Annotated in this window: 22 protein-coding genes and 1 tRNA gene; 11 read left to right on the forward strand and 12 right to left on the reverse strand. The window is 52.7% G+C overall.

Annotated features, from left to right (window positions below; translation table 11 throughout):
• The 3 genes from OCH80_RS01520 to OCH80_RS01530 form a co-directional block, all read left to right on the forward strand.
• Positions 1-1,004: hypothetical protein (locus OCH80_RS01520; protein WP_404537333.1), on the forward strand; the 1,004-nt coding region annotated here is incomplete at its 5' end.
• Positions 1,005-1,063: 59 nt separating this feature from the next.
• Entirely contained in the window at positions 1,064-2,557 is a 1,494-nt protein-coding gene (locus OCH80_RS01525) for an FHA domain-containing protein (RefSeq protein ID WP_404537335.1), read from the forward strand.
• A gap of 32 nt (positions 2,558-2,589) precedes the next feature.
• A complete protein-coding gene (locus OCH80_RS01530) occupies positions 2,590-3,435 on the forward strand; it encodes an ABC transporter permease (protein ID WP_404537336.1) in 846 nt (281 codons plus the stop codon).
• 81 nt (positions 3,436-3,516) lie between these two features.
• On the opposite strand, the gene OCH80_RS01535 is transcribed toward OCH80_RS01530, so the two are convergent.
• From OCH80_RS01535 to yycF, 9 genes are all read right to left on the reverse strand, one after another.
• The gene (locus tag OCH80_RS01535; RefSeq protein WP_404537338.1) at positions 3,517-4,620 is read right to left on the reverse strand and encodes a zinc-ribbon domain-containing protein; all 1,104 of its coding nucleotides are present in this window, start codon (positions 4,618-4,620) and stop codon (positions 3,517-3,519) included.
• A gap of 3 nt (positions 4,621-4,623) precedes the next feature.
• On the reverse strand, positions 4,624-6,081 hold the full coding sequence (locus OCH80_RS01540) for a TcaA 3rd/4th domain-containing protein (protein WP_404537340.1): 1,458 nt from the start codon (positions 6,079-6,081) through the stop codon (positions 4,624-4,626).
• Positions 6,082-6,102: 21 nt separating this feature from the next.
• Positions 6,103-6,582 carry a 23S rRNA (pseudouridine(1915)-N(3))-methyltransferase RlmH gene (gene rlmH / locus OCH80_RS01545; RefSeq protein WP_404537342.1) on the reverse strand — a complete coding sequence of 160 codons (480 nt, stop codon included), beginning with the start codon at positions 6,580-6,582 and terminating at the stop codon, positions 6,103-6,105.
• 522 nt (positions 6,583-7,104) lie between these two features.
• Positions 7,105-8,397, reverse strand: a complete 1,293-nt coding sequence (locus OCH80_RS01550; protein ID WP_404537344.1) for a S1C family serine protease — start codon at positions 8,395-8,397, stop codon at positions 7,105-7,107.
• Positions 8,398-8,499: 102 nt separating this feature from the next.
• A complete protein-coding gene (locus OCH80_RS01555) occupies positions 8,500-9,297 on the reverse strand; it encodes an MBL fold metallo-hydrolase (protein WP_404537346.1) in 798 nt (265 codons plus the stop codon).
• 81 nt (positions 9,298-9,378) lie between these two features.
• Positions 9,379-10,179 (reverse strand): two-component system regulatory protein YycI, encoded by an 801-nt coding sequence (locus OCH80_RS01560; RefSeq protein ID WP_404537348.1) that lies wholly within the window; start codon positions 10,177-10,179, stop codon positions 9,379-9,381.
• Positions 10,180-11,748, reverse strand: a complete 1,569-nt coding sequence (gene yycH, locus OCH80_RS01565) for a two-component system activity regulator YycH (RefSeq protein WP_404537350.1) — start codon at positions 11,746-11,748, stop codon at positions 10,180-10,182.
• Entirely contained in the window at positions 11,738-13,597 is a 1,860-nt protein-coding gene (gene walK, locus OCH80_RS01570) for a cell wall metabolism sensor histidine kinase WalK (RefSeq protein ID WP_206988071.1), read from the reverse strand. The genes yycH and walK overlap by 11 nt, the downstream gene beginning before the upstream one ends.
• Before the next feature lie 45 nt (positions 13,598-13,642).
• Complete coding sequence (yycF, locus tag OCH80_RS01575; protein ID WP_154548897.1) at positions 13,643-14,371, reverse strand: response regulator YycF; 729 nt, start codon at positions 14,369-14,371, stop codon at positions 13,643-13,645.
• A 129-nt stretch (positions 14,372-14,500) separates the two neighbouring features.
• Between yycF and OCH80_RS01580 the strand changes: the two genes are divergently transcribed.
• The 5 genes from OCH80_RS01580 to OCH80_RS01600 all read left to right on the forward strand — a co-directional run bounded on the left by OCH80_RS01580 (position 14,501) and on the right by OCH80_RS01600 (position 18,352).
• Positions 14,501-14,573, forward strand: a tRNA-Lys gene (locus tag OCH80_RS01580).
• Between the two features lie 111 nt (positions 14,574-14,684).
• Positions 14,685-15,476, forward strand: a complete 792-nt coding sequence (locus OCH80_RS01585) for a lysophospholipid acyltransferase family protein (RefSeq protein WP_404537352.1) — start codon at positions 14,685-14,687, stop codon at positions 15,474-15,476.
• Positions 15,477-15,503: 27 nt separating this feature from the next.
• Positions 15,504-16,328 carry a glycosyltransferase gene (locus OCH80_RS01590; RefSeq protein ID WP_404537354.1) on the forward strand — a complete coding sequence of 275 codons (825 nt, stop codon included), beginning with the start codon at positions 15,504-15,506 and terminating at the stop codon, positions 16,326-16,328.
• A 155-nt stretch (positions 16,329-16,483) separates the two neighbouring features.
• Entirely contained in the window at positions 16,484-17,431 is a 948-nt protein-coding gene (locus OCH80_RS01595; protein ID WP_404537355.1) for a glycosyltransferase family 8 protein, read from the forward strand.
• A 45-nt stretch (positions 17,432-17,476) separates the two neighbouring features.
• Positions 17,477-18,352, forward strand: coding sequence for a 1-acyl-sn-glycerol-3-phosphate acyltransferase (locus OCH80_RS01600; RefSeq protein WP_404537357.1), 876 nt, complete (start codon positions 17,477-17,479; stop codon positions 18,350-18,352).
• 186 nt (positions 18,353-18,538) lie between these two features.
• Here the strand turns inward: OCH80_RS01600 and OCH80_RS01605 are convergent, their stop codons facing one another.
• From OCH80_RS01605 to OCH80_RS01615, 3 genes are all read right to left on the reverse strand, one after another.
• Positions 18,539-20,017 (reverse strand): glycoside hydrolase family 1 protein, encoded by a 1,479-nt coding sequence (locus OCH80_RS01605; protein ID WP_404537359.1) that lies wholly within the window; start codon positions 20,015-20,017, stop codon positions 18,539-18,541.
• A gap of 235 nt (positions 20,018-20,252) precedes the next feature.
• Entirely contained in the window at positions 20,253-20,720 is a 468-nt protein-coding gene (locus OCH80_RS01610) for a hypothetical protein (protein ID WP_404537361.1), read from the reverse strand.
• Positions 20,721-20,768: 48 nt separating this feature from the next.
• On the reverse strand, positions 20,769-22,649 hold the full coding sequence (locus tag OCH80_RS01615) for a flavocytochrome c (protein WP_404537395.1): 1,881 nt from the start codon (positions 22,647-22,649) through the stop codon (positions 20,769-20,771).
• Between the two features lie 170 nt (positions 22,650-22,819).
• On the opposite strand from OCH80_RS01615, the gene OCH80_RS01620 reads away from it, so the two are divergent.
• From OCH80_RS01620 to OCH80_RS01630, 3 genes are all read left to right on the forward strand, one after another.
• On the forward strand, positions 22,820-23,746 hold the full coding sequence (locus tag OCH80_RS01620; RefSeq protein WP_404537363.1) for a LysR family transcriptional regulator: 927 nt from the start codon (positions 22,820-22,822) through the stop codon (positions 23,744-23,746).
• Between the two features lie 110 nt (positions 23,747-23,856).
• Positions 23,857-24,879, forward strand: coding sequence for an Rpn family recombination-promoting nuclease/putative transposase (locus OCH80_RS01625; RefSeq protein WP_404537365.1), 1,023 nt, complete (start codon positions 23,857-23,859; stop codon positions 24,877-24,879).
• Positions 24,880-25,431: 552 nt separating this feature from the next.
• Positions 25,432-26,352 carry a LysR family transcriptional regulator gene (locus OCH80_RS01630; protein ID WP_404537367.1) on the forward strand — a complete coding sequence of 307 codons (921 nt, stop codon included), beginning with the start codon at positions 25,432-25,434 and terminating at the stop codon, positions 26,350-26,352.
• Positions 26,353-26,572 lie beyond the last annotated feature (220 nt).

The raw sequence follows: 26,572 nt of genomic DNA on the forward strand, positions 1-26,572 counted from the left end.
CCCAAGCAGCAAACGGTGGCAAGAGACAGACGGCTGGCAGCTATGAAACCCAAGCGGTAAACGGTGGCGAGAGCCAGATGGTTGGCAGCTATGAAACCCAAGCAGCAAACGGTGGCGAGAGCCAGACGGCTGGCAGCTATGAAACCCAAGCGGTAAACGGCGCTGAAACAGCTGAGCGGCCAGTCTATTCCACTGACACGATGACGGCCACCAGAAATGCCGGACAATCGCGAACCGTCCACTCAGACGTTGACGCTCACGGCCTCTACTTAAGTCAGAAGCGGGAGCTGATGGAAATCGCGATTGATGGCCCGCAAGTAGGCAACCTTACTTTTGAGAATTTGCATCTGGAAATCGCGGAAGGCGCTCTGGCCGTGGTCTTTGGGACCGACTTCTCAACCATCAGCACCTTCTCCCAAGTCATCAGCAACTGCATCGCTGGCCGCGGCGATCCAGGTTGCACGATCAGCATCTACCGCAGCGGAAAGCCGGCCAAAGCCTGGATCGCGCAAACCAGCTATGGAACCTTAAACCGGAATACCAGCTCTGTCATTGATCCCGAACTCCTGAAGCTCCTGCGGCTAACCAATCTCAAAGACAAAAGCTACTTTGACATGACGCCGCTTGAACAGGTGCTTTTGGCCATTGCCCGGACTCTGACGACCGAGCTGCCGATCTTCCTTTATATCGACTGCTATGACTTGGGAATTGACAAGCTGAGCGTCGATATGAAGACCGAACTGTTCCAGATTCTGGAAGACGTGGCTCACAAGCTCAACCTCACCATCTTAGTTATCAATTATGGGGTGCCAAACTCCAAAAGCATCGATTTCTTTGACCAAGTCATGGTCTTGCGCCACCAGCAGCAGATTATCAAGCGCGGTCTGTTTGGTCACAAGAAGATCCCAGTGTCCACGGTCGACCTGGCCTTCTCCGGGACACCGAAGTCCGTTGCTGCCGATGCCGGCATCAGCAATTTTGAAGACATCATGAGCCTGATCTGATTTCAAGGGAACCGAAAAACGACACGAAACAGCAAGAAGGGAGCAAATAAAGAACAACAATGGAAACAATGGAGACGATGCCTTTTCACAGCCAGCCTGCGCCCGCCAGCCTGGTTGTCCTGGAAGCTGGCCAGGCACGAGAATATTCCTTAACCAGCAAGTACGTCTGGGATCTGGGCCGGCAGACGCCGGATTCCAAACCAGACATCTCCTTAACGTCCCACTTGGCCAGTCGCAAGCACGGGAAAATCACCTGTCTCAAGGATCAGTGGTTCTACCAGGACCTTGGCAGCCTGAATGGGACCTACCACAACGGGGAAAAGGTTGCCGCCAAGCAGGCCGTTTTCCTGCAAAACGGTGACGTCCTGCGGATTGACACCGCTAATCTTGCCCACCCTGACCGGCGGGGCGTCTGGATCCTGTTTACGACTGACGCCCTGGGACAAAAGTGGCAGCCCTTCTACTTCACCCGCAAGGTCACGGTCTTTGGCCGCGACCCAAGTCAGTGCGACTTCGTCCTTGAGCGCCCTTACGTCTCAGCCAGGCACATGACCATTACCCAGGAAGGCAGCGATTATTACATTGCCGACTGCGGCTCAACGGCCGGCACCAAGGTCAACGGCCGCTACCTGCATGGCAAGCGCAAGCTTCAAGAGAAAGACTTTATCACCCTGTGCGACTGCAAGCTGGTCTTCACCAACGGTCAGCTTCTTTACAATCTGCCCAAAATCAAAAGTCCAGCCAGCCAAGCAGCTGACAAGCACGCTCAATATCTCGCGGGCAGGCAAAAGCAGCTCTGCGTCAACATCAAGGCAAAGTACGCCGGGCCAAAGCAGCTGCTCAAAGACATCCGCTTTGACGTGGAAGCTGGGGCTTTGGTCGCGATTCTGGGAACGTCAGGAGCCGGCAAGACCACCCTGCTCACGGCCATCAATGGAATGAACGTGGCCGGCGTGGACGGCAGCATCACCTATCAAGGAGAGGAGCTGCTGAACAGCCGGACCGGCGCGGACTTGATCCGGCAGAAATTCGGCTACGTGCCCCAGCAGAACATCGGCGAGGACCGGCAGGTCCTGACGGTTGAATACTATCTGTCCTTCAGCGTCAAAGCAAAATTGCCGCACAGGTCTCACAAGGAGTACCAGCAAAGAGTCAACCAGACCCTGCAGATGCTGGACCTGACTGCCTGCCGGAAGAAGCAGATCCGCCAGTGCTCTGGCGGCGAGCAGCGCCGGGTCATGATCGGAACCGAGCTGGTGGCCGACAAGGAAGTCCTCTTCCTGGATGAGCCGGACGCCGGCCTGGATCCGGGGATGAAAGATTCCCTCTTCAAAAATCTGCAGCGCCTGGCCCATGACCACGGCAAGACCATTTTGGCCATCGTCCACGACGTTGAAAAGATCGACTGCTTTGACAAAGTCGTCTTCCTGCAAAAGCGCGGCGGCGTAGGCCGCCTGGCCTACCTGGGCACGCCTGAGGCCGTCGCGGATGAAGCTGGCGTGGGCCTTGAAAACTTCAGCCGGATCTACCAGAACCTGGAACAAGAAAAATAGACTTTTTTGGAGAAAAATGGAAACAATCTAAAATGCTGAATCAACTTAATCTTTACACCCATATGTGGTTCGGCCGCAAAAAGACCGTACTGCTGTCCCTGCTCTTTCCCGTAGCGACGATGGCCGTCGTGGTCTGGATCGCCGGTAAGAACATGTTCGTCAACTTTGAGGATACCAAGTCGGCCAGCTTCATCATCGTCTGTGCCGCCATCTGGTGCGGCCTGTTCAACTCGATCCAAACCATCGTCTCCGACCGCCACGACACGGTTCTGGACCTGCGCAGCACCAACGCCTTTTGCTACGCCGGCGCCAGAGCTATCCTGCAAACTGGCCTGGTTTTGGTCCAAAGTCTGATCATTACCCTGAGCTACACCCTGGTCAAGCTCAATTACGGTCACGACCTGCCTAAAAGCGGGATCATCTTCGGGTCCGTCTGGTTCGAATTCTTCGTCAGCATCTTTTTGATCATGTGGTCCTCTGACATGATGGGTCTCATGGTCTCAGGACTGGTGAAGGACAAGTCCGCGGCCAACACCCTGGCTCCTTACATCCTGATTTTCGAGCTGATCTTCTCAGGCCTGTTCTTCGACATGAGTGGCCTGGCTGACAAGTTTTCCTACTTGATGATCAGCAGGTGGGGGATGCAGGCCGTAGGGAGCACTTCCCGCCTTAACAGCCTGGAAAGCAAGCTCCAGCTGGAACATTCCCACCTCTTGCCAGAAGTAATCAAGCTGGTCAAGCACAAGCCGGAAGCCGCCTATAAGTCTACTGCCGCCCACTTGCAGCAGACTTGGCTGATCCTCTTTGCCTTTGGCCTGGCCTTCTTCTTAGTCACCCTGCTCCTGGTCAGCCGCATCAAGAAAGCCGCCAAGGCTTAAGCAGCAAAAAATAATCCAAACAACCCAAGCAAAACAAACAAAAGAGCTAGAATCCGCATGGATTCTAGCTCTTTTTTCGGCTTAATCGCTGGTCTTCAGCTGGCTCACGTAGTCGTCAACTTCGCCGCGCTGGTCATTGTTCCGGTAACAATTGTGCTTGAGACGGGCCACCGACACGGTTTTAAGCGGGTCCGACTTGCCCTTTTCGCGCCATAAGTAGGTCACCTGCTGGCCCTGTACCCGGTAGAGCAGGCCGGTTTGCCGGTCTTTGGCCAATAAGGCGTTGTAGCCCAGCAACGGCTTGCCGGCAATCTTCTCGGAGCGGACAAGCTCATAGTAGATTGGCTGGCCCTGCTTCAAGCTCCCTTTAAGCCAGTTTGCCGACTTTTTCTGCAGGAGGGCAACCATTACCCCCAGCGTCTCCGTTGGCACGTCTGACGTGTTGTTAGACCGGTTCTGGGCCATGATCCTGGCCTTTTCCTGGCCGCTGCTTTCCTTGGCCGAAGCCGGCAGCTTGACTGGATCGTCAGTGAGCAGGTCAACCGTCTTTTGAGCCTGCTGCTTCTGGCCAACAGCTTTAAAGGCATAGCGCCCCTCAATCAGCGGCTCGCCGTATTTTTGGGCCTTCTTGTCCATCGTCTTGCTGTTGAAGCCATTAATGAACAGGCTGTACGGAGCGAAGCTGGTCTGAAAGACTGGGTCATGGGTCTTTACAGTCAACTGATAGCGCGGAAAGATGAAAAAATACTTCCCTTCCTGCTTCAAGGAAACCAGATCCTGGGGATCCGGCTGGTAGCCAGCCTGACGCAGCTCCAGGTTCAATTCGCCTAGCTGCTTTTGATAGTGCTGGTAGTAGACCTGCAGGGGCCGGACGGTACTGGGAATGACGTCAAACTCCGGGTCATCGCAGTGAATATATGGCGACAGGTCTTTTTGCGGATCGCGCAAGGCCAAGACCATCCGCGTGACCTGCTGGTCCCGGCTGTAGTAGAAGCAGCCCCAGCCCAAGGATCCGCCAAGCAGCAAGACCAGCAAAAACAGGCAGACAAGCAGCTTCTTCAACCGCTTATTGTGAATTCCCGCGGCCGCCTGGGCCTCATGATCCAGCCGGGCGCCGCATTTGGTGCAGTAAGCGTAGGCTGGATCATTGGCCTTGCCGCATTTCGTACAATAAACGCGTTTCATAGGCTATTTGGAAATCGTGGAGCCGTGGCCCATACTAATGATTTTATAGTCATCATTAAGCGTCGCGCCCACGTATTGATCAACGACATTGGTTGTCGGCTTGTTAGTCCAAACGACGTGGTGGGTAACGCGCAGGTCACATACGATATTGTCGCCCTTTTTGTGAGCTTTGCTGATGGTGACGGTCTCCCCATAAGAACTGATATTATCAGCGTTATCCCAGGAATCATGCATCCGCTTGATGCTCTGGTAGGAGCTGTTGCCTTCGCCTCCAACATAGTAGTCCGCGGCATCGTCATCGCCATTGCCCCAAGCGCCGTCAACGGCCTCCTGAAGATCATCTTGGTCGATGCGATTGGACTCATCCGCGTCATCTGACTCGCTGTCTGCATCGTCATTTGAGTCAGCATCTTCGTCGCGGTCATCATTGCTGTCTTCTGAGGATGAAGCTGAGCTTGCGTCCGCGTCAGCATCGTCATCGTTCCATTCCGGCTTCAAGACCCAGCTGCCGTTGACGGCCACGATTTCGTCATCATTGCTGCGGGCTTTTTTAGGATCCCGGCTGATGATTCTGCCGAAATCGCTGATCGTTTCCGATCTGCTGCCATCCGTCTTCTTGACGTAGAGACTCATGTTCTTGGTCAAAAGGTAGTTGATAAAAGTCTTGTTCCCGTCGCCGTCCAAAGTCCCGACCTTCTCGCCATTGATGTAGATGCTGCCGTTTGGCGCGTCAGGCGCGGACACTTGGAAGCTGGCCGTATGGATGGACAAGTCGATGGCCGCGTCAGAAAAGACGTTGACGCTGGCACTGCTGGTGCCCACCGAGGATGAGATGACGAACGCGTGCGTGCCGGCGATCACTGGCGCCAGCCGTTGAACATATTGCTTGCCGCTGGTCTTGACGGTTCCAGTGCTGCGGCCGTCAACCGTGATCTTCGCGTCGGCATGGTTGGTTACAACCGTTGGCTTGTAGGTCGCAACCTGCAGCTTGTATCTTGGAAGGAACAAGAGCCAGTGGCCGGACTTTTGCAGGCTGACCGCGTCCTTGCCGGCTTGTTCGCCGCTTTCGCTCTTCCACTTGCTTGCCAGCTCGTTGGCCACGCTTGGGTGGTCATGGTAGTACTTCTGCAAGGGCTCAACGCTATCCTTGGTGACCTGGAAGCTGGCCGTCTTGGTAAAGACGTCCTTGGACAGGTCCTTGGTTGGCTCCTGCATCTTGACCACGATCCGGTCAATCTGCTTGTCCTTGCTGTAATAGAAGCTGCCCCAGCCGTAAAAGGCAGCGAGCAGGACCACCAGCAGCGCCAACGCCAAGACCAGCTTGTTCTGCTTTTTGGGCATGGCACGGCTGCTGGTCATTTGGGCGACCGGCTTGGGCTTTTGCTGGGTCAGCGGCGAGCCGCAGTTCTTGCAGAACTTGGCCCCAGCCTTGTTCATGCTTCCGCACTTTGGACACTTCATTTTTCTTTCCTCCCTGATTTCTTACTTGTGATACGGACTGCCGGTGTTGATCATGAAGGCCCGGTAGATCTGCTCAATCAAGACCAGCCGCATCAATTGGTGGGGCATGGTCAGCTTGCCAAAGCTGAGCAGGTCGTCAGCCCGCTGGTTGACGGCCTTGCTGGTGCCCAGGCTGCCCCCGATGACAAACGTGATGTCTGAATGCCCATAGGTGCCCAGGTCCTTGATTTCCTTGGCAAATTCCTCGCTTGGCCGCTCTTTCCCTTTGATGGCCAGCACGTAGACGTATTCCTTGTCCTTGATCTTGCTCAGAATCCGCTCGCCTTCCTTGTCCTTGACCTCTTCCATTTGAGCCGGACTCAGGCTCTCAGGTGCCTTTTCATCTGGCACCTGCACGATCTGCACCTTGGCAAAGCGGCTCAGGCGCTTTTGATATTCAGCGATTCCGTCTTTAAAATATTTTTCTTTCAGCTTTCCAACGCAAACAATCTTAATATTCATAATGCTTCTATTTTACCACGGAAAAAGTTCTCCCCACAATCAACAGTTAATCAACCGCCCTTGTCCACACCTGTGGAAAGACTTGTCCTACATTTAGTGGAACAAACACAGATTCCCGCAAGCCATTGACTAATTAAAAAAATTTTGCAAAAAGCGTGTAACCATTCCACATTTCTCTTGTGGATGGGGATTTTTCACAAACAATCGCCAATTTTCCCCGATCTTAAGCCATGAACACCTGTTTTAACATAGAATAAGCGCGTGAAACTTACACACAATTCACAGCTTATCCACAGAAAATCACCCCAATTAGCCCCCACTTTTTGCACAATCCACAGTCTTTTCCACAGAAATGGGGAAAAGTCTCCTTTTAATCTTGTCCTTGACAGAATTCAAAGACGAACTTTGTTTTTATATTCCAGGCGTATCGTTAACAAAAGAGCGAGCAAAAAGCTTAATCTGCTTCTTGCTCGCTCTAAATGTTTATTTATCGCCATCTATTTGGCTATTTCTAGCTATTTGCTACTTGCTGGCTTCCAAGGCAACCGTGATCGTGATGGTCTTGCTGCCGCGCTGAACCGTCAGGCTTACCTTGTCGCCAACCTTGTGGTTGTACAAGATGTTGTGCAGGGTTGCCACGTCGTTGACTGTCTTGCCGTCGGCCTTCAAGATGACGTCGCCCTTCTTCATGCCGGCCTTGTCCGCGGCGCCGCCCTTGGTTACCTTAGCAACGTAAAGACCCTTCTTCAGGCTGGATGAGATGCCCATCTGCTTCTTGTAGTAGCTGTTGAGCTCATCTAAGGCGGCCACCATCACGCCCAGCTGCGGCCGGGTAATCTTCCCGTTCTTGACCAGCTGGTTGACGATGGTCACGACTTCATTTGAAGGAATGGCAAAGCCCATGCCTTCAACTGAGTCGCCGCTGGTGGAGCTGGACAGCTTCATTGAGTTGATCCCAATGACCTGACCGTCTGAGTTGACCAACGGACCACCAGAGTTGCCGGAGTTGATGGCCGCGTCTGTTTGGATGACCGTCATCTGGTTGCCGTTGTAGGTCAAAGTCCGGCTAGGCGAGGAAACGATCCCTTGAGTTACCGTAGAGGCGTACTCAGACCCTTCTGGTGAGCCAACGGCGATTACCGTCTGGCCTGACTGCAAAGCGCTGGAGTCGCCAAATGAGGCCGTTTGGGTAACGTACTTGGAGTCGATTGACAAAACGGCCAAGTCACTGGTGGCGTCCTTGCCGACTACCGTCGCGGCGATCGTCTTGCCTGAAGCCAAGATCACCTTGACCTTAGCCGCGCCTGAAATGACGTGGTTGTTGGTCACGATGTAGCCCTTGCCGCTGGCCGTGGTGTAGATAACGCCAGAGCCTTCAGAATACAAGGTCAGGGACTTCTTTGAAGAGCTTGAGGATGATGAGTCGCTGTCATCCCCGTAGCCGAACATGCTGTACAGGTCGGAATTGCTGGATGAGCTTGACGTATATTTGTAGTTCAAGACGGAAACGACCGCGTTTTGCACCTTCTTATAGGCCGCGGTCATCGTGCCGCTGCTGGTCGTCGACTTGTTGACGCTGGTCGTGCCCTTGCTTGAGCTGGTCACGCTGCCGGTTTCGCCGGTGTTTGAGCTGGTGGATGATGAGGTCGTCGCCGACGAGCCAGCGCTTGAATTATTATTGGCCACGTTGGCCGCGTTCAAGCCAGCATAGGAAACCCCGCCGCCGAGCAGGCCGGCCACGACCCCAATAATCGCTGCCTTGGCCAGCAAGCCGTTGTCTTTCTTGTTCTTTTGTTTTCTCTGTTCTTCAGTCATTTTTATCACTCCTTATTGATGTCTCCATCATAGCCAAAGTTTTTGAAATAAATATGAACAAATAGTATACAAAGTTTTAAACGTTTGCTACTTTTTCGCTAACTACAGATCAAACACGCGGGTCGGGTGAACCGGCTCCGTGTCAATCAGCTGCAGGTCGCTGGAGACATCCGCGTCCCGCTCCTGGAGGATCTTTTCCGCCGTGTCCCGGGCCAGGAAGTCGATGTTGTTCTGCTGGCTGCGGTGGGCCAAAAAGACATGCTTGGTCCGGCTGGTGATCACGTCAGCCAGGGCCTGCCCGGCTTGGTCATTGGATAAATGGCCCACGTCAGAAGCCACCCGCTGCTTAAGGCTCCACGGGTAGGGACCGTCGCGCAGCATCAGGCTGTCATAGTTGAATTCGAGCAAGTAGGCATCAGCATCGCGGATCACGTCTTCAGTCTTCTCTGAAACATAGCCCGTGTCTGTCAAAAAGGCCATCCGCTTGCCGCCGCTGGTGAAGACGTAGTACTGGGGCTGCGCGGCATCATGACTGGTAGCAAAGGCAGTCACGTCCAAGTCGCCAAAGGTCTTGGTCTGGCCCGGCTCAATGACGTTGATCTGCTCTTCCGGCAGCTTGCCGATCTTGCTGGTGTCCATCAGGTATCTCCAGGTGCCCGTGTTGGAAAAAGCCGCCAAATTGGGGTAGCGGCGCATCAAAACGCCCATTCCTCCGCTGTGGTCGGTATGGTCATGGCTCAAAAAGACCATGTCGATATCCATAATGTCGACGCCCACCTTGGCTAAGAGCTCCTTGGTTTTCTTGCCGGACAAGCCGGCGTCCATCAGGATCTTGTGCTGTCCGGTCATCAGCAGGCTGCAATTGCCGGCTGAGCCACTGGATAATACTGCGAACTTCACTAAGCTTCTTCCTTCCTTTTTCTGCGTAAATCAGTCGCCTTATATTCTAAGGCATTTTTGGCGTGCCTTCTGCCTTTTTGCCTAATCGTCAACCGCGGTCGTCTGCAAAAGCTGCCCGTTGAAGGCGTTGACCCGCTTGACGGTCGTGCTCTTGCTTGACTTGTTTTCGATCCAGACCATCCAGGTTGGAACAAAAATCACGCTCCCACGGACCTTGGTCAGTCTGGTATAGCCCAGCTTGACCTGCATGACCTTGGAGTTGTCAGACAATTCCCGGTTGGTGTACAGGTTGCTGACGGCCCGCCAAGGGCTGATCGTGGACTGGAGCTCCCGGACGCTGGTCAGGTCGCTCAGGTAGGTCTCATAGTAGCCCGTGATCTTCTTGTTCTTGACCGTAATGACCAATTGGCCCAGGTTGGAGTAAAGATTGCCATATTGGCTGTGCTGCACGTAGACGTAGCTGGAATTGCTGGACAGATAGCTGGCATAGGTGAATTCCTTGCCGTGAGGCACGTAGTTTTTGTCATTCTTGAACTGCTCAAGGCTCATCCGTTCCAAAGAGATCGGCTTTTTCAGGGTTCCGTACAGGGTCTTGTCATTTTGGGCGTAATCAACCTGTACGTCGCTGCTGATCTTGCCAGCAGCTTCCTTCAAGTCGGTCTTTTCTCTTGAAGCCAGGTAGTAGCCGGAATCAGCCTTACGGGAGAGCTTTGGCACCGTAATGTTGTCTGAGCGCATCTCCTCGCGCAGGTTATTGCTGCTGGTTACGGAACTGGTGGAAGAGCTCAAGGAGATTGGCGGCCGCCACAGCTCGATAATCAGGTATATGTCAACCAGGCAGAACAGGATCAAAAACAGCCATTCAATTTTCCGGTGGTCCATCTATTTTCCCCCTTCCGCGGAACTGCTGGAGCTGGCAGATGAGCTGCTGGAGCTGGATGCTGCTGCCCCAGTGTCAGGCTTTTGCTCGTATTCGCTGCTGGTGCTTGCTGATGCCGATGATGACGACGATGATGCCGTCTTAGCCGCTTCTGAAGACGAAGAGCTGGCAGATGAGCTATCAGCCGCTGATTCAGCCGAAGAGTCGTCGCTGCTTGCGTAGCTGTAGCTGCTTGACGGCGTTTCATTATCCTGCGGCGCGTCACCGTTTACGCGGGCATCGCGCCAGCCGCTTAGCGTGTTCCACTCGCCGGCAACCTTGATATAGTAGGTTGGCACCAAGGTTACCAGATCATCGCGCTTCTTGTCCTGGACGACTTTATAGCCGATGACGATCTTGCGGATCTCGCTTTCCTTGATCCCGATCTGGTCCAGCTCCTTGAGCAAGTCCGCCGTCTTTGGCAGAGTCGTCTCCCGTCCATCATACGGGATCGGGATCTGCAGGTTCATGCTGTTGAAGCCAACGCTGACCAAATCTTTTTCACAGGTCACGCTGGTCTGGACCTGGTTGCCGTTGACGAAGACTGGGTAGCCTTCAATGTAGTTGACGTACTTGACCAGCTGGCCGTCAGCCTCAAAGAAGCGCAGATCCTGCTCTGACAAGCCTAGCCGCTTGACATAGGAGGCACTTTCCAGCAATTGCCGGCTAAAGCTCATCCTCCCCATCTTCCGGTAGACCCGGTAGACGTACTGGTGGTCATTCTGCTTGCCGCTCAGCGGCACCTGCAGGCGCAGGGAGTAGCCTGAGCTGTAGGTCGTGACGCCCTGCTTGGAGACGCTCTTGCGGTAGTCGCTGCCCAAAAGCTTGGCCGCGAAATAGGTCCGGGAAGAATAATTGATTAAATAGCTGTATTCCTTGATCTTCAGCGGCTTGGCGTAAAATGGCACGTAAAGGTTGGTCAAATGCAGGAAGCTGACTTTTTCCTTTTCTTTAGCCGCGGTCACATACTTTACCAGCTGGGCAAAATTCCCCTTCTTGATCTTGGTCCGGTAGATTTTGTTACCCTGGTCGTTGGCAAAGTAGAGATAACGGTAGCTAGACTTCACGGGGACAAAGACCCGGTTGAAGTTCCGGCTGGCGTTCTTCTTGGTTGAACCGACCAAAACGGCAAAATTGACCTGATCCGGGTAGGCAAAGTTCAGGTAGTGCTGGTTGTTCAGCAGCTTGCGGTAAGCAGCTGCGTCCGTGCTGACTTTTTCAATCGTTCCCAGTTCGGCATCCTCCACGTTCTGGACAAACTTCAAGGAAAGGTTGCGCTTGGGGTCATGGACCTGGTAGCGCTCGCCTTTAACATAGACGTAGACCTGACTTGGCGCGTAAAAGCCCCGCATGCTGCGGTAACGGGTCTTGACCGCCGGCGAATCCTGCGCGGCGGTTTCGTCGCTGATCTTGCTGAAGCGCTCATCACTGGTCATGACCATGACCCAAAGGATGACGGACGCGACAATGACAACCGTCGTAACCAGGTGCAGGAGAAAGTCGCCAAATTTAAACTTGAATTTAAACTTCATCCCATTCATCCTCCTCATCCATTGGCTCATAAGGCAGGGAAATGTAGAAGGTTGAACCGTGCCCTTCGCGGCTGTCAGCCCAAATCCGCCCGCCGTGGGCCGTGACGATCTCTTTGGCAATGGCCAGGCCAAGACCAGTCCCGCCTTGGGCCCGGGACCGGGCCTTGTCCGCTCTGTAGAAGCGGTCGAAAATCTTGCCCAGGTCCTTGCGTGGAATCCCCAAGCCCTGGTCGCTGATGCTCAACAGGACCCAGTTCTGGTTCTGCTTTAATCTGACCGTAATCGTCCCGCCATCTGGTGAATACTTGATGGCGTTGTTCATGATGTTGTCGATCACCCGCATCATCTGGTCAGTATCGATTTCAATCCACAAGGCCTGGTTGCCGAGCTCACGCTTGATCTCGTATTTCTTTTCGTTGGTCTTTGGATCCTTCTTGTCGTGTTCCACGATCATGTCAAAGCGGTTGAGCAGGTGGGAGACAAAGTCGGTAAAGTTGACCCATTCCAGGTCCGGCTTGGTAGTCCCCCGGTCCATTCTGGACAGGACCAGAAGGTCGTTGACCATTCGGATCATTCTTTCCGTTTCCTCCTGCGTGACCTGCAGGAACTTCGGGGCAATCTCCGGATCCTTCCAGGCCCCTTCGCTCAAAGCCTCGATGTAGGCCCGGACGCTGGTCAGCGGCGTCCGCAGCTCGTGAGAGACATTGGAGACGAACTGCCGCTGCTCATCTTCGTTCTTGATCTGCTCAGTCACGTCATGCAGGACGCAGACGGCTCCGGAAACGAAGCCCGTCACCCGCTTGATCAGAGTAAAGCTGGCATGCAGGATCATTTCATCTGGCGTCCCCTTGTTGACCGTGACCTGCATGTCGCTTTGGCTGGAGATCAGGTCCTGGCTGGTGTAGTCATCGCCCAGGCCCAGGACCTGGGAAATCGGCTTGTTGATGGCCTCATCGGCTGACAGGTTCAAAAAGTCCTGGGCCATCTGGTTGATGATCGAGACGTTCCCATGCCGATCGGTCGCGATCACCCCATCAGTCATGTGGGACAGAACCGAGTCCAGGCGCCGTCTTTCTGATTCAGACTGCTCCTGGGACCGCTCGATTCTGGCCGACAGGGTGTTGAAGGCGCTGCCCAGCTGGCCAAGTTCGTCGTTTGAGTAGATCTTGACCTGAGTTGAGTAGTCCCCGTTGGCCACCTGCATGGCCTGCTGGCGCAATTCCGCGATTGGCTGGGTAATTGCCCGGGAAATAAAGAGCGAGGCCACGGCCGCCACCAGAACGGCCAAAAGCGTGGCCGTCAGGAACATCAAAGAGATGTTGCGCAGGTTGGCAAAGACGGTGGCCATGCTGGCCCGGACATATACGGCCCCAACGATATTGGTTCCGCTGGTCAGCGGGACGATCTGGACCATATAGTTGCCCTTTTTGCTGTTGATCACCATGGTTTTGGGCTGGCCGACATTGATGACTTCCCGCACGTCGCTGTTGCTGGACAGCTGGCCCACCCGGTCCTTGTCGTTTAAATTGGACACGGCCCGGATGACGTTCTTGTTGTCGATGACCTGGATCTCGCTGATGGCATCATTGTTGTAGTCAGTGATGATCTGATTCATCTTGCGGTCGGCCGTCTTGCCGTTTTTGACCAATTGGTTGGTCAGCTGGTCGGTCACGATCGTCTGCAGCTGAATCGTCGTCTGGAAGTTCTCAATGCTGGTCTGTTCCATCTGCCGCGTGAAATAGGCCCCGATGATTTCGATCGTGGCCAGGAGCAGCAGCATGAAGATCAACGTGATCTTCATCTGGATTGAACTAAAAATGCGTTTGAGTCTGATCCTAATTTTCTTCATAATTCCTATACATAAAGAAAGCCACCGGTTCCAGTGGCTTCAAGATTATTCTTCTGTCTGCGACTTGACGAAGTAGCCCACGCCCCGGCGGGTAACCAGGATCTTTGGTCTGACTGGGTTGTCTTCGATCTTTTCGCGCAGGCGGTGGACCGTCACGTCGACCGTCCGCACGTCCCCAAAGTAGTCATAGCCCCAGACCGTCTGCAGGAGGTGCTCCCGGGTCATGACTTGGTCCATGTGCTGGGCCAGATAATAGAGCAGCTCGAACTCCCGGTGGGTCAATTCAATCTTCTCCCCGTTCTTTTCAACGATGTAGGCATCCGGCTTGATGACCAGGTTGCCGATGGTGATATCGTTGTTCTGCTTCTCTTGTTCTTGCTTTTGGCTGACTTCAACCGCCTTCTTGACGATGTCGCGCCGGCGCAGGTTGGCCTTGACGCGGGCTACTAGTTCCCGGTTGGAGAAAGGCTTGGTAACGTAGTCATCCGCCCCCATTTCCAGGCCAAGGACCTTGTCGATTTCCCCGCCCTTGGCGGTAACCATGATAATCGGCATGTCGTGGGTCTGCCGGACCTCGCGGGCCACTTCCAGCCCGTCTTTCTTGGGGAGCATTAAGTCTAAAATCATTAAGTCAGGATTGTATTCGTCGACCTTCTTGACGGCTTCTTCACCGTCATAGGCAGTTTCAACGTCAAAACCCTCTTTGTTCAAGTTAAACTTGATAATATCTGAAATTGGTTTTTCGTCATCAACGACGAGGATCTTTTTAGGCATCGCGTACCTCCTTCACCTTGATTATTATACTTGATTTACGGCCATTTTAAAAAATATTACAATTACTGTAAAAATTAACGTTGATTTTATCTGGATTTATGGCATAATAGAAACTGTTGATAAGCACATGGGTCGTTAGCTCAGCTGGCAGAGCACCGGACTCTTAATCCGGGTGTCCAGGGTTCGATCCCCTGACGACCCATCGCCTAAAGCACTGCGCAAGCAGTGCTTTTTTTATTTCTTCTGCCTGCCTTGGCCAGAAGAAATAAGATCAGGCTAAAATAACGGCTAAGCAGCCAACGGGAGGAAGAAATTGGCCAAGAAGCAGATCTACTACACGAGCATCACTGAGGACGTCATCGACTCCGCCAACCAGGACCTGGAGCTGGCAGACGATTACCGGGTCTTCCGGCCAGGATGGGCCTTTAAGGTTTGGAACGCGGTCGCGCGGACTTTAGCCGCCGGCTTTGCCTGGATCTACTGCCGGGGGATTTTGGGCATCCGGGTCTACGGCAAGGAAAAGCTGGCCCCTTTTAAAAAGCAAAACCAAGGCTACTTTATTTTTGGCAACCACACCCAGATGCTGGGCGACCCCTTCAATCCCCTGACCATCGTCAACCCTTACCGCTTCTACACTCTGGCGGCCCAGTCCAACTGGGGCATCCCCATCCTGGGCAAGTTCGTCATTCCAGTCGCCGGCCTGCCCGTCGGCAAGACGGTCAAACAGTCCATCCGCCTCTTAAAGGACGTCAAGACTGCCTTTCAAAACAAGCACGCGGCCATCATCATCTACCCCGAAGCCCATCTTTGGCCCTACTATACCAAGATCCGCCCCTTCCCGGCCACCAGCCTGAACTTTCCGGTTTCCTTGAAGGCCCCCAGCTTTACCATGACCACGACCTACCAAAAGCCCGCCATTGGCCGCCGGCCCAAGATCCGCGTCTACATCGACGGTCCATTTTTCCCGGACCAGTCCTTGGGCAAGAAAGCCGCGCAGGAGCAGCTGCATGCTGAAATCTACCAGGCCATGTGCCAGCGGGCCAAGCTGAGCGACTATGCTTATTGGAATTATGTTAAAATCAATAGTGAACACGAGCACAAGTAACATTGCCTACGAAGAGGAGGGATTAGCATGAATATTATGTTTTGCGGCGACCACAATGCTGAGCGCGGAGTCTTGATCGCGGTCCTGTCCCTGCTGAAAGCGGAGCAGGGCAAGGAGCTCCACGTCTATATCCTGACCATGCGGGCCAAGTCAAAGGCCAAGCACTACCGGCCTTTTTCCAAGCACGCGGCAGCCTTGATCCGGTCCCTTTTGACCGCGGCCAATCCAAATAGCAGCCTAGACTTGATCGACTGCACGCTCAACTTCATCCAGGAGCCGCCGACGGCCAACATGGGGACCCGCTTTACCCCTTATGCCATGCTGCGGCTATACGCGGACCAACTGGAGGCAATTCCTGACCGCGTCCTCTACCTGGACGATGACGTCATCATCCGCCGGCCGCTCGACGACTTTTACCAGCAAGACCTGACTGGTACCGAACTGGTAGGGGTTCTGGACTACTTTGGCCGCTTCTTCTTCCACAACCAAAAGAAGGCCTTTGACTACATCAACTCTGGCGTTCTGCTCCTGAACATGCCGGAAATCAAGCGGACCCGCCTCTTTGCCCGCGTCCGCCGGCTGATGGAATTCAAGAAGATGTTCCTGCCAGACCAAACCGCCATCAACAAGCTGGCCAAGGAGAAGCGCTTTGCCCCGCGGCGCTACAATGAGCAGTACCGCCTGCAGGAGGACACGGTGATCCAGCACTTCACGACCACCTTCCGCTTCTTCCCCTACTTCCGCACCCAAACCGTCAAGCCTTGGGACGTGGACCGGGTCCACAGCGTCTTGGGCCTGCACGAGTATGACGACATCTTGAACCAGTTCCTGGAACTGGAGCCGCAGCTGTAAGCAAGCCAGTTTAAGCTTCCTCGACAGAGGAGGCTTTTTGTTTTTTCCAAAAAATCAGATAGATAGTATAATGTATTTATCCGTAAAACGAATTTAGTGAGTTATAAAAAACAAAAAGTTATGCAATTAAATATTGCTAGATTAGGAGCCTCAACGTGACTATTCCAGTATTTTACTCAATCAGCGACGACTTCACGCCCTACGCGGCAGTATCCTTGAATTCCCTGGTCAAATTCAGTGACCCAGCCAAGGACTACACGGTCGTCTTCCTGCACCAGGGCCTCTCTGCCGACCACCGCGCCGCTCTGGGTGCCTATAGCCGCAGCAATGTCCATATCGAGTTCCATGAAATGAGCGAAGACCAGCTGGCCCCAATCCAGGACCGGAAGGAAAACTTCCTGCGGGCCGATTTCTTCACCCTGTCCATCTTCTACCGCCTGTTCATTCCAGACCTCTTCCCGCAATACGACAAGCTGGTCTACATTGACAGCGACACGGTCTTGAACGCCGACATTGCCGGCTTGTACGAGCAGGACCTGGACGGCAAGCTGATCGGGGCCTGCCGTGACGGCTCAATTCAATACGTCAAGCCGCTGCAGGTCTACATCAAAGACGTGCTGGGCCTGCCAAACGACAGCTACATCAACTCCGGCATGCTGGTCATGGACGCCAAGCAGCTGCGGGAAAAGAAATTCCTGGACAAGTTCTTCTACCTTTTGGGCAAATACCACTTCAATTCCATTGCCCCGGACCAGGACTACATCAATGAAATCTGCTCAGGCCAGATCCAGTACCTGGACCCAAGATGGGACGCCATGCCAAATGACGTTGACCCGGAAATGGCTGACCCTTGCATGATTCACTACAATCTTTTCTACAAGCCATGGCACTTCGAGCATACCAAGTATGAGCGCTACTTCTGGGACAGCGCCAAGGAAACCGTCTTTTATGACGAGCTGAAGCAGGAACTGGCCGCTTTCAGCGATGAAGACCGGCAAAAAGAAGTGGCCAAAATGGACGTCATGGTGGGCCGGGTCAAGGAAATGCTGAATGACCCCAACAATTGGTTACACGTGAAACAATCAGAAACAGTTACCCTTTAGGCTGAAAGCCGCAAATAAGCAAAGACAGAAAGGAACAGGCAAGATATGATCATTGGCGACAACCGCCTGGCCGTCATTCAAAACATCAAGAAGAACGCCAACGAGCGCGACTTTACGGCCAAAGCTGAAATCGGCGACCCGGAAATGACTGCCCAAGAGCAATTGCAGCTGGTTCAGGGCTTCTGGCAAGACCGCGATAAGCTTTCATCCAAGCTCAACGGCCTGCTGGGCCGGGGCATCATCAACGCGGTCACCAAGACCGTTTTAGCCTCAACCAAGGTTGAAGGCATCGATAAGCTCAAGGGCATGCCTAAGGGCGGGGCCGTCATCACGGCCAACCACTTCAACCAGATCGACGCGCTGGCAGTCAACCGCGTGGCCAATCAAGCCCACAAAAAGATGGAGATCGTGATTGAAGACACCAACCTGAAGCTGCCGGGATTTTTTGGCTACATTATGACCAACATGGGGTCCATTCCCCTGGTGCAGAGTCCCAACTACTTAGGCCGGGACTTCGTCCACCATCTCAGCCACGCTTTCAACCGCAACCACTGGGTCCTGATCTTCCCTGAGCAGGAAATGTGGTGGAACTACCGCAAGCCGCGCAAGCCCCAGCGCGGGGCCTACTATTTCGCGGCCAAGTGCAACGTGCCGGTGATCGCGACCTTTATCGAGATCCAGGAGCTGCCAAAGCTGGAAAAAAAGGATCCAAACTTCTACCAGACCCGCTACGTCGTCCACGTGCTTGGCGTCATCTATCCTGACCCAACCAAGAGCGTCAATGCCAACGCCACGGAAATGATGGAAAAGGACTATGCCCTCAAAGTAGCCTGCTATGAAAAGGTCTACGGCAAGAAGCTCGACTACGACTTCACCGACTGGGACATTGCCGGCTGGCGCGGGGAAGTCGTTAACAAATAAGGCAGCAAGAAAATCAGCATACCAAAATGAGTCTGGGAAAAAACTCTAACGAATATAAAAGGCTTCTAGAAGTAAAAAACTTCTGGAAGCCTTTTTTCCTACATTCGCTTGCCCGTAAAATCATTGATAAACTTGACTTAATGACATTGAGTTTTTCCTAGACTCATTTTTTGCTGTTTTTCGTGCTTAATCCAGGTCTTCGCCGTTAGACGCGATGACCTTCTTGTACCATTCGAAGGAGTCCTTCTTCATCCGCTTCAAAGTCCCCTTGCCCTCATCGTCACGGTCAACGTAGATGAAGCCGTAGCGCTTGGACATCTGGCCCGTACCGGCGGAAACTTCGTCGATGCAGCCCCAGGTCGTGTAGGCCCGGACATCAACGCCGTTCGCGATCGCCTTGTCCATGGCTTCGATGTGCTGACGGAGGTAGTCGATCCGGTATTCATCGTGGATCTTGCCGTCTTCGATCTTGTCCTTGGCACCCAAGCCGTTTTCAACGACCATCATTGGCAGTTCGTACCGGTCGTACATCATTTCCAGGAAGTACTGCAGGCCGGTTGGGTCAGTTGCCCAGCCCCATTCGGAGTATTTCAGGTAAGGGTTGCGGACGCCGGCCGCGAAGTTGCCGCCAACCTTGTCATCCGCGTCGTGGGTCGTGACCACGTTGGACATGTAGTAAGAGAAGGTGTACATGTCCACCTTGCCCGCCAGCAGGTCCTGCTTGTCCTGGTCAGTGATGTCCAGGTGGACGTCATGTTCAGCCCACAGGCGCTTAGCGTAGGTTGGGTACTTGCCCTTGCACTGCACGTCTGAGCAGTAGAAGATGTCTTGTTCCCAAGTGTGCCGGTTCAAAAGGATGTCCTTCGGGTCTGGAGTATACGGGTAGTCGACGATGCCGCAGATCATGTTCCCGATTTGGAAGTCAGGATTGATTTCATGACCGATCTTGACCGCGCGGGCGCTGGCCACGAATTGGTAGTGCAGCTTTTGGTAAGCGTGGCGGAACTGCTCGTCAGTGCCATTGCCGCCAAAAGCGTTCAGCATTAAGAGGCTGGAGTTGATTTCATTGAAAGTCAGCCAGTACTTGACCAGGTCCTTGTATTCCTTGAACAAGGCCGTCGCGTAACGGACGTAAAGATCGATCATCTTGCGGTCTGACCAGTCATGGTACTTCACTGAAAGATGCAGCGGGTCATCGTAGTGGGAGATGGTGACCATTGGCTCAATGCCGTACTTGTGCAGCTCCTCAAAGACGCTGCGGTAGAAGTCCAGGCCAGCGCGGCTTGGCTCTTCTTCTTCGCCGGTTGGGAAGATTCTGGACCAGGAGATGGACATTCTGAAGACCTTGAAGCCCATTTCAGCAAATAACTTGATGTCTTCCTTGTAGTGGTGGTAGAAGTCGATCGCGATTTGGTTAGGGTAGTAGCGGTCTGGCAGAACGGCTGGAGTTGACCCTTCCGGGAAGTCGGTCGCGCCTGGCATTGAAACGAATTCGCCTGGCTTGCCGTCCTTGTCGATGTAGGTCACCATTCTTGGGTGATCCAAGCCGCCTTCGGTCGTTACGTCGCTGATTGAGAGGCCTCGGTCAGCCTCGTCATAGCCGCCTTCGATCTGGTTGGCCGCGGTTGCCCCGCCCCACAAAAAGTCTTTGCTAAAATGTGCCATAGATTTTCTCCTTTATCTGAATAACGTTTCTTCGATTTGCTTTTCTTCTTTCTCGCGCCTTTTATTATAGCGCTTTCATCCAGACGCTTTTATTAAAAAATGCTTTATTTTGTCAAAAAGTCAGATTTTTTACCTTGGCCAAAGAACAAAAAAGCCAAGGGCCCTATCCAATGGTCCATGACTTTCGCTGCAAAAATTCTATCAACGAATCCTTGCTTACATTACAAACTAAAACTTACTTGGCATACTTTTCAGCTACCTTGGATCCCAGCCAAACGGCGGCAAATGATGCGATGTAGGAGACCACAAAGCATGGGAACCAAGCCTTCTTGCAGCCATCCAGGTAGACGCTCACGCGGGCTGCCTTTGGAATAGCTTCATTGTAGAAGATGCTTGCCGCCGTACAAATGAAGGTGTTGGCTGAATTCAAGACGACAGATGGAATGATGCCTTGAACCAGCTTGAAAGCCAGACTGCCCTCTTTCAGGTGGAACAAGCCCGCGAACCAGTCACCCCACGCGTTGTAAGGGATGAACAGACTGCAGACGAACACGATCAAACTGATTTCCGCGGTCAGTTCAAACAGGTTGACCCAGTTGAATGGCAGATGGTTCAAAAAGATGATGAAGCAGGCCATGACCACGCCCATGAACATGGACAAAACCGTGGTCAAAATGGTGCCAAAGTGGCTCTTGTAAAACATGATTTTTCCCCTAGCTAATTTTCCCTATATTTCCTTTTTTATCAAAAATTAGTGCTGGGAGGCACCGCTGGCCGCGTCAACGGCTGGGTGTTCAGCGTTGGCCGTGTCAGCCGCGATCCGGCCGAAGGTGAAGATGTCAGCCAGTGAGTTGCCGCCCAAACGGTTGCCGGCATGCAAGCCGCCGGCGTTTTCACCAGCACTGTACAAACCAGAGATCACGTGCCCTTCCTTGTCCAAGACATGTGCCTTGGTGTCAATTACCAGACCGCCCATCGTGTGGTGGATGGCTGGCTTGCGTGGAGTAGCGTAGAACGGTGCCTTTTCGCACTTGAAGTGGAAGGCGCTCTTGTGGAATTCAGGGTCGTTGCCGGCATCAACATATGAGTTGTACTTCTTGATGGTGTCGGTCAAGACTTCTGGGTCCATGCCAACTTGCTTTGCCAAGCCGGCAAGCGTGTCGTCGCGGAACAGAGTCCCGGCTTCAACTTGGGCATCGATTGATTCTTGCGTGGTGTTGTAGGCAGTAGCCTTGATGTTGTCGTCAGCGATCAGGTAGAACAAACCGCCGTTGGCAATTGCAGCCTTGGCCAAAGTGTCGCGTTCAGCGAATTCGTTGACGAAACGCTTGCCCTTTTGGTTGACCATGATGAAGTTTTCAGGTGGCGTCTGCAGGCCAGTGAACAATTCACCAGTTACTGGGTCTGAAACAGGCATCAATTGGATGAAGCCCATGCCAGTCACGGCAGCGCCAGCTTCTTCACCCAAGGCAATCCCGTCGCCAGTGATGGCTGGAGAATTGGTCGTCGCGATGTCGTCGTCGATGTGTTCCCAGTAAGTGTTGTACTTCTGCACCATCTTGGTGTTGGCGCCAAAGCCGCCGGCCGTAAGGATGACGCTCTTAGCGTGAACGGTTACCTTGGAGCCGTCAGTCTTCTCAGCGATTACGCCAGTAACCTTGCCGTCTTCAACGATCAGGTGCTTTGCCCGGGTTTCAGTCAAAACGGTTGCCCCATGTACCTTAACCCAGTCGCCAAGGATGTGAATGTAGGCAAAACCCATTGGCTCAACTGGCTTGTGGCCTCTGCGCCACAGAGCCCCAACCGGCATGGTCACGTCATTGCGGTCGAACTTGACGCCCAGGTCAGTCAACCACTTGACTGAGTCCAGAACGTTGTTGACCAAAGTCGTTACCAATTCGTACTTGCCGTGAATTTCGTTGCCGTTCAAGTCAACCCGCTTGCCGCCCAGATAAGTTTGGATTTCGTGCAGCAAAACTGAGTCAAAGAGGCAGTCTTCACCTGATTCCAGGTAAGCCTTGATTTGGTCGCGCAGCTTTTCAAAGTCGGCAACGTATTCTGGGTCGATTTCGCTGGTTGGGGTTTCAGCCAGTTCCTTCAGGGTTTCCTTTTCCCCTGGCAGAGCCTTGAAGCCCTTTTGCCAGTCAGGTTCAGCCGCGTTCATTGGACCGCCGGCACGGGCAGTGTTGCCGCCCAGTTGTGGGAACTTTTCAAGGATAACAACTTTCTTATCGTGTTGGATTGACCGGGTAGCGGCTGCCAGACCAGCACCGCCGGCACCGATGACAACCACGTCAGTGTCGTATTCTTCGTCCTTAGCGGCTGCTGAAGCAGGCTTAGCGCGCTGCTTCCATTCTTCTGCATTCCCGCCGGCTTCGGTGATCGCTTCCGCAACCCCGTCGATAACCCCCTTGGAAGAGATTGAGGCGCCGGAAACAGCATCAACGTTCAAAGTTTGGCCGTCAACGATGGCCTTTGGCAGACGCTTGAAGACTTCGTCCGCGATCCCGCTGGTTTCGCCAGCTGAGTCAACCGTGATGTCAGCTACCTTGTCGTCTTTGATAGTAACTTCCATTGGCATGAATGATGAGCCGTGGCCCTTGGCCTTAACCTTGTAAATACCTGATTTCATTGACATGTTGATGTCTCCTTCTTTGCTTATACGCTCTTAATGTTATCGCTTTCTTTTTACATGCTAATTGTACTAGACCGGCTATTTTTTGCAAAAGACTTTTACTATTATCACGCGATAACATTTATGTTATTGTTAAGAGCACAGTGAAAAAATAAGGAGAAAAAATCATGAACGATCCTGACACCATGCTCAACTACCTGGAAACCCTGCTCAAGGCCAGCAACTTCACCAAAGCCGCGGAGTCCCTGTACATTTCCCAGCCCTACCTGACCCAGCTGATCAAGCGGGTGGAAAAGAAGCTGGGCACGACGATCATCAACCGGGACAAGGTGCCCTTCACGCTGACTGAATCCGGACAGATCTACTACCAGTATTTAGAAAACATTTCCGCCCAGCGCCACCACCTAAGAAATGAGCTGGAGCGTTTTGCCAGCGGCGGGCAGGAAGTCATCCGCATCGCGATCTTGGAAAGCTTAGGCACCTTCCTTTTGCCGAAGATCCTGCCAGCTTTTCTGGAAAAGCATCCCCAGGTCAAAATCCAGATCTCTGAAGGCTTCCCGCATGCCAGCGAGGAGCGCCTGCTTAACGAGCAAGTCGACTGCTACATGGGACAGACGCCGGAAACCTTGGCCCAAGGACTTGATGCCCGGATCAACGGCGGCGAGGTCTACTACATCGTCATCCCGCAAAATTCCAAGTACTACATTAAGGATCAGTTTATTTTGGAGCCAGGCAGCTATGACTTGAAGGAATTGCTGATGCAGCCATTCGTGCTGAGCAATGGGGAGTCGGCCATCCGCCACCAGGTCAACGGGCTCTTCCAGCACTTCCGCGTCGTGCCTGAGGTGCGGATGTCGTCCAACAGCATCATCACGGCAACCAACCTGGCCGTCAACGGGGTTGGCTTCACGGTTTCTTCAGCCAGCATCCTGAAACGGCTCCAGCACCTGCCGATCAACCTGTATCCTTTAGACCCCCGCCAATTGCGAATTACCTACTTTATCGCGACCAAGCACGGGGTCAAGATCACCCCAGCCCTGCAGGACTTGATCACCGCCTTCCAAAAAGCCGAGCTGCAGGAGGAAATTCGGTAAGCTTTTAACCGACAATCGCAAAAATTTTAGCAATTTTCCAAAAAATTTTCGGCATTTTTTTCGTATTAGTAAGTGAAGGGACTTTCTTCTCTTCTAGAAACGGAGAAACCATGCCGAAACGAAATCTACATGCCAGGCGCGGCCAAAGAGCCAAGTCTGGTTATTCAACTTACCAAAGAGGCCGCACTCATGGCAGCAACGATATGGCCCAAAAGACTTTGCTAGGCAAAAATGAAATTTTTGCCGACGTGCTGAACGGGTTCATTTTTAAGGGAAAGCAGGTCATCAAGGCGGAAATGCTGCAGGACACGAATACGACCAGCATCTACAAGGCTGATGGCAAGATCCACAGCCAGGATCGCGATGTTGCCAAACTGTTGACGATTGGGTCCCAAAAAGTCGTAATCCTGCTCGTTGGCATTGAAAACCAGACCCGGCCGGACAAGAACATGGCCGCGCGGGTAATGAGCTACGATGCCGCGGCTTACCGCTACCAGCTTACCAAAAGCAAAGAACTCTATCCCGTGCTCACAGTGGTGGTATACTACGGGAAAGAAGCCTGGAACTACAGCCGGAGCTTGCGGGAAAACATCAATATGCAAGTTTTGCCTAAAGAAATGCGGCCACTGATCAGTGACTACGAAATCAAGGCTTTTTTCAGAATCAGCGACCTGTCTAAGCAGGAAATCAACAACCGGTTCAAGAGCGCTTTTTTCTACGTCGCGGAATATTTCGTGCAAACCAATGCTGGTGAAGAATATCATCCAAGCGCTAAAGATGTAACGGTTGAGGATCTGCAGCTGGTCTTGGACATGATGAATGCCATGTCCGGAAGTCAAGTTTTTGAAGAAGCAGCTAACATGCTGAACGAACGCAAAGAAGATGAGGTGACCAACATGACCAAAGTACTTAACCCTTACACCCAAGTCAGAGTCGACCGGGCAATCAAAGAAACGACTGAAAGAGTCACTAGGGAAGTTTCAAAAGAAACCACCAAAAAGGTGACTACGCACAATCTTATCAGCCTGATTAAATCTGCGAGCCTGACTCCCGACAGGGCGATGGATCTACTGGGCATCCCCGAAGCCGAACGGCCACTTTACCGGAAGCTGTTGCACAAGTCATTAAGCTAAAACATTGACTTTGGGCAAGGTCTTAGGACGCTCATCTAATTTAGATGAGCTTTTTTGTATTTGGGCAATCGATGTGGGAAAAACGCGGCAGTTGAGCACTTTTCGGAAACCAGCTTTCAAAAAATCAGCGCAGTTGGGTACTTTTGGGCTTCAGCAGCTCTCTGCCGTGATTTGAGATACATAAAAAGGCTTCCAGAAGTTTTTTACTTCTAGAAGCCTTTTTATTCGTTAGCGTTTTTCCCAGACTCTTTTTTCTAAAAAAAATATTCTTTCAAATAGCCGGCAAAATATTCGCGCGTAGTGGTCTGGGACAGGTTCATGTTTTCTTCCTCTCATGTGCCAGATGATACTTTTCTAAGAAAAGATTAAAGAACATTTGTTACTAAATGTCGAGCTGGGCGTGCAAGTTATTTATTGCGCAAAGGCCCGTCTGCAAAGGCTTTCTCCGCTCGTGACAAAAGCATCAAACTTGCGAAGCAGATTAAACTATTCTATTATTTCCATCATTAGAGATTAACATTTGAACGATACGGACCCACATGGAGGACCACCATGAATATTAGACACCTGCGCTTTTTTGTAGAACTGGCCAAGACTGAGCACATGGCCAAGGCGGCTGAGACCCTGGGCATCTCCCAGCCTTCCCTTTCCTACGCCATCAGCAGCATTGAAAACGAGCTGGGCGTGCCTTTATTTGAAAAAGAAGGCCGGAATATCCGCCTGACCAATTACGGAAAGATTTACCTTAAGTACGTCAAATCCAGCTTAGACGAGCTGGACCGGGGCGGAGAGTTTATTTCTGAGCTCTTGGACGTCAACCGCGGCCACATCCGGATCGGCTTTACCTTCACCATGGGCCAGGACCTGATTCCCGAACTGATCTCCCAATTCCGCAAGGAAGACTCCTCAGCCGGCATTACTTTTGACTACAGCCAAGACACCACCGAAGAATTGGTCAAGCGGTTGCTTAACGACGATCTGGACCTGGTAATTTCATCAATGCCAACCACCCCAGGCGAGATAGAAAAAATCTCCGCGGCCCACCTGGTTGACCAGGAAATGTTCGCGGCCGTGCCAAACTCCCATCCCCTGGCGCAAAAGTCTGCCGTCTCCCTGGCTGACCTGGCCAAGTACCCGATGATCTACTACTCAAAGCAAAGCGGCCTGCGCCAGCGCCTGGATGACATGTTCCAGTCCGCGGGCGTGACGCCGCAGATCGCCATGGAAGCCGTTGAAGACCATACCATTATTGGCTTCGTCCATTGGGGCTTCGGCGTCGCGGTTATTCCCCACCTGCCGCAGCTTGATCCAAGGGTGGTCACCGTCTTGCCAATCAAAGACGAGGTCAACACCCACCCAATCTACGTCCTCAAGAAGGTTGACCACTTCCTGACGCCAGCCGTCACCAAGTTTGAGCAATTCGTTTCATCTTACTGCCACAAGCATTACATCAGTGAAGACAAGATGGTCTGACAAAAAATACCCAACGCGAAGGCGTTGGGTATTTTTATGGGCAATAGTTCTAGTGAACTCTATCACATGCGATAGAAAATGCTAAAAACTTACTTTTGTGAAATTATCACTTACATTATTTTGGCGCGGTTTCGGGATCACCGCACCGATTCTCGTGCTTCCCTTTTAGAACTGCACTCATTTAAGTGTATACCTGTTAAGCGCTTTCGCAAGGGAAAAG

Source organism: Lactobacillus sp. 23-2 (assembly GCF_044902225.1).
GTDB lineage: Bacteria > Bacillota > Bacilli > Lactobacillales > Lactobacillaceae > Lactobacillus > Lactobacillus absianus.